This is a genomic window from Roseomonas aeriglobus (assembly GCA_016937575.1).
GTDB lineage: Bacteria > Pseudomonadota > Alphaproteobacteria > Sphingomonadales > Sphingomonadaceae > Sphingomonas > Sphingomonas aerigloba.
In genome coordinates this window covers 2,473,492-2,485,980 of the sequence record JAFHKN010000002.1, presented here as the reverse complement: position 1 = coordinate 2,485,980, position 12,489 = coordinate 2,473,492, and the positions used below count along the sequence as shown (strand labels likewise).

Annotated in this window: 9 protein-coding genes; 5 read left to right on the top strand and 4 right to left on the bottom strand. The window is 68.0% G+C overall.

Annotated features, from left to right (window positions below):
* Window positions 1-50 precede the first annotated feature (50 nt).
* The 5 genes from JW805_12380 (at window position 51) to JW805_12360 (ending at window position 8,200) form a co-directional block, all read left to right on the top strand.
* Entirely contained in the window at window positions 51-284 is a 234-nt protein-coding gene (locus tag JW805_12380; GenBank protein ID MBN2972813.1) for a hypothetical protein, read from the top strand.
* A gap of 40 nt (window positions 285-324) precedes the next feature.
* Entirely contained in the window at window positions 325-2,295 is a 1,971-nt protein-coding gene (locus JW805_12375; GenBank protein ID MBN2972812.1) for an outer membrane protein assembly factor, read from the top strand.
* Complete coding sequence (locus JW805_12370) at window positions 2,292-6,473, top strand: translocation/assembly module TamB domain-containing protein (protein MBN2972811.1); 4,182 nt, start codon at window positions 2,292-2,294, stop codon at window positions 6,471-6,473. The genes JW805_12375 and JW805_12370 overlap by 4 nt, the downstream gene beginning before the upstream one ends.
* 178 nt (window positions 6,474-6,651) lie before the next feature.
* Window positions 6,652-7,215 carry a hypothetical protein gene (locus JW805_12365; protein MBN2972810.1) on the top strand — a complete coding sequence of 188 codons (564 nt, stop codon included), beginning with the start codon at window positions 6,652-6,654 and terminating at the stop codon, window positions 7,213-7,215.
* Window positions 7,216-7,219: 4 nt separating this feature from the next.
* Complete coding sequence (locus tag JW805_12360) at window positions 7,220-8,200, top strand: quinone oxidoreductase (protein ID MBN2972809.1); 981 nt, start codon at window positions 7,220-7,222, stop codon at window positions 8,198-8,200.
* 127 nt (window positions 8,201-8,327) lie between these two features.
* On the opposite strand, the gene JW805_12355 is transcribed toward JW805_12360, so the two are convergent.
* From JW805_12355 to JW805_12340, 4 genes are all read right to left on the bottom strand, one after another.
* Window positions 8,328-8,939 (bottom strand): flavodoxin family protein, encoded by a 612-nt coding sequence (locus JW805_12355; GenBank protein ID MBN2972808.1) that lies wholly within the window; start codon window positions 8,937-8,939, stop codon window positions 8,328-8,330.
* 35 nt (window positions 8,940-8,974) lie between these two features.
* Entirely contained in the window at window positions 8,975-10,276 is a 1,302-nt protein-coding gene (locus JW805_12350) for a M20/M25/M40 family metallo-hydrolase (protein ID MBN2972807.1), read from the bottom strand.
* 340 nt (window positions 10,277-10,616) lie between these two features.
* A complete protein-coding gene (glnA, locus tag JW805_12345; GenBank protein ID MBN2972806.1) occupies window positions 10,617-12,029 on the bottom strand; it encodes a type I glutamate--ammonia ligase in 1,413 nt (470 codons plus the stop codon).
* Between the two features lie 95 nt (window positions 12,030-12,124).
* A complete protein-coding gene (locus JW805_12340; protein MBN2972805.1) occupies window positions 12,125-12,463 on the bottom strand; it encodes a P-II family nitrogen regulator in 339 nt (112 codons plus the stop codon).
* Between the last annotated feature and the right edge of the window lie 26 nt (window positions 12,464-12,489).

The window sequence follows — 12,489 nt, the reverse complement described above, 5'->3', positions numbered from 1 at the left end:
ACCTGCGTCGAACCGCCGGTTCTGGCACGCGGCTTGATAGGTCATCGGCGATGTTCTTCGACGAAATCCTCGAGACGCCCCTGCCGTATCTGGCAGGTCCCCAGGCCGTTGCCGATGCGACCGCACTGCTCGACAAACATGGCGACGACGCCTGTTTCGAAGCCGCGATCCGTGCCGAGCGCAGCCGCGACCAGGGCAATGCCGCGCAATTCTGCCACTGGCGGCAGATCGAGCGGCTGATCGTGCTGCTGGCGAGTGGAGACGTGGTCGGCACCGTCCACTAAAATATTGTCGCCCGTCGCTGCCGCGGGCTAGAGAAGGGCCATGACCGGGCCCGTCCGCCGGCATCGTGCGCTGGCCTGTTGCCTGGTGCTCCTGCCGTTTCCCGCCCTTGCCCAGAGCGTGCCGCCCGCGCCGCAACCGCCTGCGCCTGCCGTGCCGGGCGGCCAGGACACACTCGACCCGATGTCGCCGATGACCGACATTCCCGGCATCGGCGTCGACTGGCCCGATCTGTCGAAGGCGCCGGCCGATACCGATGCGGCGTCCGATGCGCGCGCCGATCTCGCCGCGGAAACGCGCTATAGCTACACCGTCACCGGCATCGACGACATCGCCAGCCCGCTGCTACGGCAACGGTTCGACGCCGCCTCTGCCCTACGCGCCAACCGCGGCGACCCGGCCAACGCCGCGCAGATCGACCGCCGCGCACGCGAGGACGCCGGCCTGCTGGAGACGCTGTTGAAGGCGGAGGGCTATTACGACGCCCGCATCGCGACGCGGGTCGAGCCAAACGGCGGCGCGGTGGCGGTGACGCTCGATGTCGATGCCGGCCCGCTGTATCGTTTCGGCGGCGTGACCCTGGCCGGCGTAGACCAGGCGGGGCCCAAGGCCGACGACCTGCGCGCCGCCTTCGGCCTCGAGCCGCGGGCGCCGGTCAACAGCGACGCGATCGCGGCGGCGACCGACCGGCTGCGCACGGCCGTCGGCGAGGAGGGCTTCGCGTTCGGCACCGTCGGCGAGCCCGAAATCGTCGTCGATCGCGCGGCGCGCACCGCGACGCTCGACCTGGCGGTCGCGCCCGGCACCGAGCGCCGCTTCGGCCGGGTGACGATGACCGACACGCGCATCTTCGGTCCCGAGCACGTCCAGGACATCGCCCGGTTCAAGCCCGGCCAGGCGTTCACCGAAAGCGCGCTGATCGACCTGCGCCGCGCGCTGATCCAGACCGGGCTGGTCTCCTCCGCAAGGGTCGATACGGTCGAGGGGCAGACGCCCGGCACGGTCGACATCGCAGTCGCGCTGGAACCCGCCCCGCCGCGCACCATTGCGGGCGAGCTCGGCTACGGCACCGGCGAAGGCGCGCGTGCCGAACTCAGCTGGACGCACCGCAATCTGTTCCCGCCCGAAGGCGCACTGACCGTCCGCGGCGTGCTCGGCACGCGCGAACAGCTCGGCAGCCTCGTCTTCCGGCGCAACAACTTCCATGGTCGCGACCGCGTGCTGACCGCGCAACTGAGCGCCGCGCATACCGAGCGCGACGCCTATGAGGCCGATACGCTGCAACTCGCGGCCTCGCTCGAACGCCAGACCAACATCTTCTTTCAGAAGACCTGGACGTGGTCGCTGGGGGCGGAACTGGTCGCGACCGACGAGCGCGACGTGATCGCCGATACCGGCCAGCCGCGGCGCCAGACCTATTTCATCGGCGCCCTGCCGACGAGCCTGACCTATGACGGTTCCGACGACCTGCTCAACCCGACCCGCGGGTTCCGCCTGAGCGGACGGTTCAGCCCCGAACTGTCGCTGGTCGGCAGCGCGTTCGGTTATTCGCGAATCCAGTTCGACGGCAGCGTGTATCGGCCCGTCACCGACAGCGTGGTGTTGGCGAGCCGCATTCGTCTGGGGACCATCGCCGGTGCACCCCGCGACGCCATCGCACCGTCGCGGCGCTTCTACGCGGGCGGCGGGGCGTCGGTCCGCGGCTATGGCTTCCAGTCGATCGGACCGCGCGACCCGAACAACGCGCCGATCGGCGGGCGCAGTATCACCGAATTCTCGATCGAAGCGCGGGTGAAGGCGTTCGGCAATTTCGGCGTCGTACCCTTCTTCGACGCGGGCAACATCTATACGACGCCACTGCCGAAATTCTCGGGCTTCCGTTACGGTGCGGGCCTGGGCGTACGCTATTATTCCAACTTCGGGCCGATCCGCATCGACGTCGGCACGCCGCTCAACCCGCAGCCGGGCGATCCCAAGATCGGGGTCTATGTTTCTCTGGGACAAGCCTTTTGAGCGACGACGTCTTGAGCGGGAACGGGGCGCCCGAGGACTATTCGCCCCCGCCACGCCCGGCGCATCGGTTGTGGATCGGGCGGTTCCTGGTCGCGGCGCTGCTGGTCGTCGCGGTGCTGCTGGCCGCCGCTGCGCTGCTCGACACGCAGATGGGGCACCGCTTCGTCGCCGACCGGATCGCGGCGCAACGGCCGTCGAACGGCCTGCGCTATTCGGTCGGCCGGATCGAAGGGTCGCTGTACGGCAAGGCGCGGCTGATCGACGTCCGCCTGCGCGACCCCGATGGCCTGGTGTTGCAAGTGCCGCGCGCCGAGCTCGACTGGCGACCGTTCGCGTTGGTTGCCGAAAGGCTCGATATCCGCACGCTGGCGATACCGCAGGCCACCCTCCACAAGCTGCCGCGGACGTTGAAGACGGGTAAGAAGGGTCCGATCCTGCCGAAGATCGACATTGCGATCGGGCAGCTCAGGATCGACCGGCTCGACATCGCGCCGGCGGTGACGGGTGTCGCGCGGACGGGGTCGCTCAGCGGCAACGCCGTGATCCGCTCCGGGCGCGCGATGGCCAAGCTCGATGCGGTCGTGCAGGGCAGCGACCGGTTGCGGCTGTTCCTCGATGCCGAGCCCGACCGCAATCGCTTCGACGTCGATGTCTCCGCCCGCGGGACGGCGCAGGGCGTATTGGCGAAGCTGACCGGCATCGCCCGTCCGCTCGCCGCCGAAATCCATGGCGACGGCGACTGGCAGCAATGGCGCGGTAACGCGCGAATGGATGCCGCTCGGGCGCGGATCGTCGATCTGGCGCTGGCCAACGACGCTGGCCGCTATGCGCTGACCGGCATGATCGCGCCTGCAAGCCTGGTCGGCGGCAAGCTCCAGCGGCTGAGCAGCCCGCGTATTCTGGTCAACGGTGCCGCCACGCTCGCCCGGCGCCAGCTCGACGGCAACCTGTCGCTCCGCTCGCCCGCGCTTAGCCTCGACGCGACGGGCGAGATCGATCTTGCCGCCAGCCGCTTCCGCAACGTCCGCATCGCGGGCCGCCTGCTTCGCCCGCCTGCACTGTTCCCCAACATGACCGGCCGGGACATTCAGCTGCGCGCGATCGTCGATGGCGCGTTCGCGACCGCCGGGGTCGATTACCGTCTGACCGCGGCCCAGGTGCAGTTCGACGACACCGGGTTCGAGGTCGTCCGCGCCGCCGGGCGGCTGCGCCTGTCCGATCCGCCGGTGATCGTGCCGGTCGACCTGACCGCAGCGCGCGTGACCGGAGTCGGCGACGTTGCCGGCGGCATCCTGCGCAACCTGCATGTCACCGGCCCGCTGCGCGTCACCGCCCGCGAGCTGACCGGCGACGGCCTGATCCTGCGCTCCGACAAACTCAACGGCCGGATCACTCTGTTCCTGGACCTGCGCACCGGGCGCTACGAGGTCGGCCTGAGTGGCGGGCTGAGGCGCTACCTGATCCCCGGCATTGGTCTGGTCGACGTGGAGTCGCGCCTGACCGTCGTGCCCGGGCCGGGGGGCAAGGGCACCCGCGTCGTCGGGCGCGGACAAGCCACGGTGGTGCGTCTCGACAATGCCTTCTTCGCCAGTCTGACGAATGGCCTGCCGCGGATCGTGACGGGACTCGAACGCGGCAACGACGGCATCCTCTATCTGCGCGGGCTCCAACTGATCTCGCCGGGGCTGAAGCTGAGCGGCAACGGCTATCGCCGCCGCGACGGGACCTTTTTCTTCGAAGGTTCGGGTAGCCAGGCGCGCTATGGTCCGCTCACGCTGCGCCTCGACGGGCGGATCGAGCGGCCGACGATCGACCTGCTGTTGCGCCGCCCTGCCGATGCATTGGGGCTGAGCGACGTGCGCGCCCACCTCGACCCCACGGCGCAAGGCTTCGATTTCACCGCTGCGGGCGGGTCGCGGCTCGGCGCGTTCCAGGCGGCAGGAGCGATCCTGCTACCGCAGGGCAGCGACGCGCGGATCCAGATCGCCCGGCTGGACGTGGCCGGCACGCGATCGACCGGTGTGCTCGACGTCGTCGACGGTGGGTTCGCCGGCAAGCTCGACGTCGCCGGGCGCGGGCTGAGCGGCAATCTCGCGTTCCGGCCGCAGGGCGACGTCCAGCGGATCGACATTCTGCTCGACGCACAGGCCGCCGATTTGAACGGACTGCGGATCCGCCGCGGGCATGTCGAGGCGGCCGTGCTGCTCGACCCTGCCGGCACCTCGATCGAGGCGACGGTGACCGCGCAAGGCCTGCGCCGCGGATCGCTATCGCTCGCCCGGCTCGCGGCGAACGCGAAGCTGGTCGGCGGCGTCGGGGAGATCCGCGCCTCGATCGCCGGCAGCCGCGGGCGCGCGTTCGCGATTCAATCGGTCATCGGCGTCGCAACGGACCGCTACACCGTTCAGGCACAAGGAACCGTCGACCGCCGGCCGATCGCCCTTCAGGCGCCTGCGGTGATCATCCGCGATGGCGATGGCTGGCGTCTGGAGCCGACGCGACTGACGTTCGCGGGCGGCGAAGCCCAGGTCGGCGGGCGTTTCTCAGGCGTCGAGACCGCGATCGACGCAAGTCTCACCCGCATGCCGCTGTCGGTGCTCGACATCGGCTATCCCGGCCTCGGCCTCGGCGGCAGCGCGACGGGCAACCTCCGTTACGTCGATCGCACCGGGGCGGCCCCGACCGGTACGATCGACATGACGATACGCGGGCTCACCCGATCGGGCCTCGTCCTGTCCTCCCGCCCGATCGATGTCGGCATCGCCGGCACGCTCGACGCTGGCAAGGCGGGCGTCCGCGCGGTCATGGCGAGCGGCGGGCAGACGATCGGCCGCGCGCAGATGCTGCTGTCGCCGCTTGGCGGGGGCGACCTGATGACGCGGCTGATGAATGCGCCGCTGTTCGGGCAGATTCGGTATTCGGGTCCCGCCGACACCTTGTGGCGACTGACGGGCGTCGAGCTGTTCGACCTGTCGGGTCCCGTCGCGATCGGCGCCGACGTGACCGGTCGGCTGGCAAGCCCGCAGATCCGCGGCTCGCTGCGCACCCAGACCGCGCGGATCGAGAGCAGCGTCACCGGCACCGTGCTGCGCAACCTGGCGGCGAGCGGGCGCTTCGGCGGGTCGCGACTGGTCATCGATCAGTTTACCGCGCAGGACAGCGGCGCCGGCCGCGTATCGGGCAGCGGCAGTTTCGATTTCGCCGCCGCGCGCGGGCTCGGCATCGACCTGTCGGTTCAGGCCGACAATGCCCGGCTGATCGGCCGCGACGATATCTCGGCGACGGTCAGTGGCCCCTTGCGGTTCCGTTCGGACGGTGTGGGCGGCACCATCTCGGGTCAGGTTACCGTCAACCGCGGACGCTACCGGTTGGGCCAGGCTGCGCAGACGGTGCCCATCCCGCGGCTCAACATCCGCGAGATCAATGTGCCGGGCGGCGGAGACGAAGACGACCAGCCCGCCGAGCCCTGGCAGCTCGATCTCGATGCACGGATCGGCGAAGGGTTCGTCGTCCAGGGGCTTGGCCTCGACAGCGTGTGGTCGGGAAATCTCAAGATTGCCGGCGAGCCGACCAATCCGAAGATCACCGGCCGTCTCGATCTGGTTCGCGGCGATTACGAATTCGCCGGTCGCGAGTTCGAGATCGACCGCGGCAATATCCGGTTCGACGGCAGCGTGCCCGCCAACCCGGCGCTCGACATCGCCGCGAATGCGAACACGCAAGGGCTGAACGCGACGATCCGCGTGACGGGGACGTCGGAACGGCCCGAGATCGGTTTCACCAGCGTACCCGCGCTGCCCGAAGACGAGCTGCTTTCGCGACTGTTGTTCGGGACGTCGATCACCAGCCTGTCGGCGCCCGAGGCGCTGCAGCTGGCCGCGGCGGTGTCGGCGCTGCAGAACGGCGGCAATGGGCTCAATCCGATCAACGCGGTGCGTCGTGCAGCCGGACTCGACCGCCTGCGCATCCTGCCCGCCGACCCGCAGACGGGGGCGGCCACCTCGATCGCCGCCGGCAAATTCCTGACTCGACGGGTCTATGCGGAAATCATCTCCGACGGTCAGGGCTATTCGGCAACGCGCCTGGAGTTTCAGGTCACGCGCTGGCTGTCGCTGCTGTCGTCGGTGTCGACGATCGGGCGACAGAGCGTGAACGTCCGCGTGACGAAGGATTACTGAGCGGGCGGCCGGCGATTTGCTTAAAGCACATCGCGGACTCGCCACGGCGGGTGGCGGGGCCGCGCCGCGGTCCCGTCCGACGGTATTGCGCTTTTCACCGCTTCCTCACACCGCGCTCATGCCGCTCACCCGCCGACCTGCCACATCCGGTCCATCCAAGCTCACCGGAAGGACACCCATGACCAGCACCACCAACGACTCGCTTGGCCGCCGCCTGCGCATCGCCGCCTGGAGCGGCGCCGTCGCCCTGCTCGCGCTGCCGTTCGTCGCGATGCAGTTCACGCGCGAGGTCAACTGGACCGCGTTCGACTTCCTCGTCTTCGGCACCATGCTTGCCGTCGCCGGACTCGCGTTCGATCGGCTGACACGAATGGCGGGCGGTTGGCCTTACCGGATCGGTGCGGCGATCGGGGTATTCGCCGGCTTCTTCCTGGTCTGGGTGAATCTGGCGGTCGGCATCATTGGCAGCGAGGACAACGCCGCTAACCAGCTCTATGCACTCGTCATTGCAGTGGCGGTTGGCGGGGCCTTCGTGACGCATGCCCGCGCCCGGGGAATGGCCTGGACCTTCGCCGTCGCCGCCGCGGTGCAGGTCGCGATCGGCATCCTTGCACTCGCGATGGGTTGGGGCGAGGGCAGCCGCAACTATCCGCGGGACATCATCGGAGCCACTCTGGTCGTCACGACGTTGTGGCTGGCGGCCGCCGGCGCCTTTGCCATCGCCGCGCGAAACGGAGACTGATGAGATGAAGGCACGCACTGCACGGATCGAGCGTACCGGCGGACCCGAGGTGATCCAGTGGGTCGATGTCGACCTGGATCCGCCTGGCGAGGGCGATGTGCTGATGCGCAACACTGCGGTGGGCCTGAACTATATCGACGCCTATCACCGCAGCGGCCTCTATCCGGTCGAGCTTCCCGCCGGCTTAGGCAGCGAAGCGGCCGGCGTGGTCGAGGCGGTCGGGCCGGGCGTGACGACGGTGAAGCCCGGCGATCGCGTCGGCACTTTCGGCCCGACCCGCGGCGCCTATGCGACCGCGAGGGTTCTGCCGGCGAAGGAGCTGATCCCGCTACCGGACGACATCGATGATCGCACCGCGGCGACGGTGCTGCTGAAGGGCGGCACGACGGAATTTCTCGTCGATCGCTGTGCGAAGGTGCAGCCGGGCCAGACCGCGCTCGTCTGGGCCGCGGCGGGCGGGGTCGGGCATCTGCTCGTCGGCTGGCTGAAGGCGCGGGGAAGCACCGTCATCGGCATCGCCGGGGGCGCGGAGAAGGGCAAGGACGCCAGGCACGCCGGGGCCGACCATGTGCTCGATCATCGCAGCGACGACATCGCCGCGCGGGTACGCGAGATCACCGGCGGCGCGGGTGCCGACGTCGTGTTCGACGGCGTCGGCAAGGCAAGCTGGGAGACGTCGCTCACATCGGTCAGGCGCCGGGGGCTGATCGTCAGCTTCGGCAATGCCTCGGGCGCGGTGACGGGCGTCAATCTCGGCACATTGTCCGCGCACGGGTCGGTGTTCGTCACGCGCCCGACGATGTTCGATTACTACGTCACGCCAGAGGAACGCGCAGCGGGCTTCGACGCGGTGTTCGGCATGCTCCGCGCCGGGCACATCCGGCCCGAGATCGGCCGCACCTTCGCGCTGGAGGACGCCGCGGAAGCGCACCGCGCGATGGAAGCAGGCGAGACGCGGGGGAGCACATTGCTGATTCCGGGATAAGCCCATCCCCCCTGTAGTGGGAGGTGGCAGGCCGCAGGCCTGACGGAGGGGTGTCGGCCTATCCTGAGCGGGACACCCCTCCACCATCCTTCCGATGGTCCTGCTCCCCTCTCAGGGGAGGATCGGATCACCCCGGATAATTCGCGCCCTTCAGCAACCCCGCCAGATGCGCCGCATTCGATGCGACCATCTTCGCGGTCTTCGTTACCTTTTCCGGCGTTTCGGGCAGGTCCTGGAAGTCGGTCGACCCCATCGCTTCGCCGACCCAGTAGCAGGCGGCGACTGCAGGGATGGTCCAGCCGGTGTCGTTCAGCGACTGGAACAGCTGGGCGGAGCTGAAATGCGCGCCGTCCTCGTTCCCGACGATCGCCGCCACCGCGACCTTGCCGTAGGACGGCATCCGGCCCTGGTCGTCGGTTTCGCTGATGAAGGCGTCCATCCGCTCCAACACGCGCTTGGCGATGCTGCCGATCTGGCCCATCCAGATCGGGCCGCCGAAGATCAGGATGTCGTGGTCGAGGATCTTCTTGCGCATCAGCGGCCAGTCGTCACCGGGTCCCTCGTCGCTGGTGACGCCGGGTTTGACGTCGCATGCCGCGACGCGGATCGTCTCGGTGACTTCGACGTCATGCTCGGCAAACGCCTGTTCGAGCACCGCGATCATCGCATCGGTCGAGCTTTTGTCGGCGGCATTCGCCTTCAGGGTACAGTTGAGCGCGATCGCTTTCAGCTTGGCCATGGCTATTCTCCGGGAGGTTTGCCCGGACAGACGCGTCACCGCTTCGAGCGTTCCTTCGACAAGCGGGTAAGGAGCGCTGCCGAACGCAGCGCCTGGCGCGGGATGGAGGCAAGGTCGACCCATTCGCCGTCCGCATGCGCACCGGTGCCGGCCGCGCCCAGCCCGCCGATCGTCGCGACATTGGCAGCAACGAAGCCTGAGTCCGCCGCACCCCGCTTCAGCGGATCGAGTGGCGGCGTCTCCGGCAGACCCAGGTCGCGGTTGACCGCGTTCAGCTTGACCAGCAGCGCGGCGTTGGCGTCGGTCGGCGCCATCGGCGGATAGCTGTCCGAAAAACTGAGCGTCGCCGAGGTGAGGGGCAGATGCTGTTCGACGATACCCGCCATTTTCTTGCGTACGCCCGCGTCCTGTTCGGGCGTCAGCGTGCGCAGGTCGCCGCGCGCGATCGCGTCGGCGGCGATGACATTGGTCTTGCCGGTCGCAGCCACGTCGACCCCTGCCGCGTCGATCGTCGCCGGGGTGCCGCCCGCCAGCACGCCGACGTTATAGGTCAGATTGGGTTCGGGCAGGTCGCGACGAAAGGCGTCGAGGATGCGCACCATCTCGTAGATCGCACCATAGCCCATCTTCTCGTTGAAAATGCCGGCCGAATGCCCGGTCTTGCCCTTGGTACGGAGCTCCCAGCTCGCGGCGCTGCGCCGCGCGATCGTGCCCCATTCCTTGCCATCCTCGACGTACAGGCCCTCATATTCCAGCGCATAGTCGGCGGCCTTGCCCGCCGCGATCAGGCCGCCGCGCGCGACGTCGAGCGGGGTGCCGGTCTTCTCCTCGTCGCCAGTCAGATAGACGGTGATCGCCGCATCCCGCAGCGTCCCCGCCGCCTGCATCGCGCGCAGCGCCGCGACGATCACGACCAGCCCGCCCTTGTCGTCGCCCGACCCCGGGCCGGTCAGCCTGTTGCCCTCCCGCACCGCCTTCTGGAACGGGGAGGAGGGCTCGAACACCGTGTCGAGGTGGCCGATAAGGAGCAGTTTGGCGCCCTTGCCCGGCTTGGTCGCAACCAGATGCCCGGCGCGGCCGGCGGCCTTCTGGTCCTCCCAGGTGACGTTGAAACCCAGTGGCTCCAGCTCCGCCCGCATCATCTCGGCGACCTTGGTGACACCGTCGAGATTCAACGAGCCGGAGTTCTGGTTCACGAGAGCCGTCAGCAGATCGACGGTGCGCGCCTCCTCGGCCGCGATCGTCTTGCGCATCGTCGCGATCTGCGCCGGGGTTTGCGCGATGGCCGGGGTGGCGAGGGTGGCAGCGAGAGCGAGGAGGGGGAGGGCGCGGATCATGGGGCGAGGCTAGTCGAGGGCTCCCGGTGCGGCAAGCGATTGCCCGTCCCCAGGAGTGCGTCAGGATGCCGGAATTACTTTCCGTCATCCCTGCGAAGGCGGGGATCAATTGACGCTGGTTGCCGTGGTCTCATGTCGTTCAGCGACGATGGATTCCCGCCTGCGCGGGAATGACGGTGGATGCGGACGGGCAAAAGAAAAGGGCGCCCGGTTTCCCGCACGCCCCTTTCAGATTTTGCCGCGGCAAAGCCGCGTCGTCGGTCGTCGCCTGAGCGACGCCGGCCGGCAGCGATTGTGCGAGCTGGCTTTGCCGCTCGCACCGCCTGCCGGCACGGCCGGCTCAGCCGCTGTAGTACATATCAAACTCGACCGGGCTCGGCGTCATTTCCCAACGCGCCACATCGGCACGCTTGAGTTCGACATAGGCCTCGATCTGGTCCTTGGTGAACACGTCGCCCTTCAGCAGGAAGTCCATGTCGGCTTCCAGGCTGTCCAGCGCCTCGCGCAGCGAACCGGCGACGGTCGGCACTTCGGCGAGTTCGGCCGGCGGCAGGTCGTACAGGTTCTTGTCCATCGCCTCGCCCGGATGGATCTTGTTCTGGATGCCGTCCAGGCCCGCCATCAGCAGCGCGGCATAGGCGAGATACGGGTTGGCGAGCGCATCGGGGAAGCGGACTTCGACGCGCTTGGCCTTGGCGCCCGAGCCGTACGGGATGCGGCACGAGGCCGAGCGGTTGCGGCTCGAATAGGCCAGCAGCACCGGCGCTTCATAGCCCGGGACCAGGCGCTTGTAGCTGTTGGTCGTCGGGTTGGTGAAGGCGTTGACCGCCTTGGCGTGCTTGATGATGCCGCCGATGAAGTAGAGGCACATGTCGCTCAGACCCGCATAGCCGTTGCCGGCGAACAGCGGGGTCTTGCCTTCCCAGATCGAGAAGTGGGTGTGCATGCCCGAGCCGTTATCTTCCTTGATCGGCTTGGGCATGAACGTCGCCGTCTTGCCATAGGCATGCGCGACCTGATGGACGACGTACTTGTAGATCTGCATGCGATCGGCGGTCGTGGTCAGCGTGCCGAAGGTCAGGCCCAGTTCGTGCTGCGCGGCGGCGACTTCGTGGTGGTGCTTGTCGCAGGGCAGGCCCATTTCGAGCATGGTCGACACCATCTCGCCGCGGATGTCGACGGCGCTATCGACCGGCGCGACCGGGAAATAGCCGCCCTTGGCGCGCGGACGGTGCGCCAGGTTGCCGCCTTCATATTCGCGGCCCGAATTGCCCGGCAGTTCGATGTCGTCGAGCTTGTAGTAGCTGGACGAATAGGTGTTCTCGAACCGCACATCGTCGAACATGAAGAATTCGGCTTCCGGCCCGACATACACAGTGTCGCCGATGCCCAGCGTCTTGACATAGGCTTCGGCGCGCTTGGCGGTCGTGCGCGGATCACGGGTGTAGCCCTCGCCCGTCGACGGCTCCAGAATGTCGCAGAACACGATCAGCATCGGGGTGGCCGAGAAGGGATCAGTGTAGACCGCGTCCAGATCCGGCTTCAGGATCATGTCCGATTCGTTGATCGCCTTCCAACCCTCGATCGACGAGCCGTCGAACATCAGGCCGTCGGTCCACTCGTCCTCGCCCATCACGCTCGCGACCATGGTCAGGTGCTGCCACTTGCCCTTGGGATCGGTGAAGCGCAGATCGATCCACTCGATCTCTTCGTCCTTGATCTTCTGCAGTACGTCGCTGGCCGTATTCGCCATGGTGATGCCCTTCGTTCTGGTTGGAACGCCGTCCCCCGGGACGGCAGAATCATGTTGCGCCGCAGCGCAATCTCTTCACTGAATATTGCGGGAGGTCAAATCGCGTCTTCGTTGCGCTCGCCGGTGCGGATACGCAGCGCGGTTTCGACCGGGATCACGAAGATCTTGCCGTCGCCGATGCGGCCGGTCTGCGCCGCGCCCGCGATCGCCTCGACCACGCGTTCGGCCAGCGCGTCCTCGACGACGACTTCCAGCTTCACCTTGGGCAGGAAGTCGACGACGTACTCCGCACCGCGATAGAGTTCGGTGTGCCCCTTCTGCCGCCCGAAGCCCTTGGCCTCGGTGACGGTGATGCCGCTGACGCCGACGTCGTGCAGCGCTTCCTTCACTTCATCGAGCTTGAACGGCTTGATGATCGCTTCGATCTTTTTCACGTGAACCCCACCAACTGGCTGCCGGA

Coding starts and splice junctions, on each gene's coding strand:
- JW805_12380 (MBN2972813.1), top strand. CDS start 51: ATGTTCTTCGACGAAATCCTCGAGACGCCCCTGCCGTATCTGGCAGGT.
- JW805_12375 (MBN2972812.1), top strand. CDS start 325: ATGACCGGGCCCGTCCGCCGGCATCGTGCGCTGGCCTGTTGCCTGGTG.
- JW805_12365 (MBN2972810.1), top strand. CDS start 6,652: ATGACCAGCACCACCAACGACTCGCTTGGCCGCCGCCTGCGCATCGCC.
- JW805_12360 (MBN2972809.1), top strand. CDS start 7,220: ATGAAGGCACGCACTGCACGGATCGAGCGTACCGGCGGACCCGAGGTG.
- JW805_12355 (MBN2972808.1), bottom strand. CDS start 8,939: ATGGCCAAGCTGAAAGCGATCGCGCTCAACTGTACCCTGAAGGCGAAT.
- JW805_12350 (MBN2972807.1), bottom strand. CDS start 10,276: ATGATCCGCGCCCTCCCCCTCCTCGCTCTCGCTGCCACCCTCGCCACC.
- glnA (MBN2972806.1), bottom strand. CDS start 12,029: ATGGCGAATACGGCCAGCGACGTACTGCAGAAGATCAAGGACGAAGAG.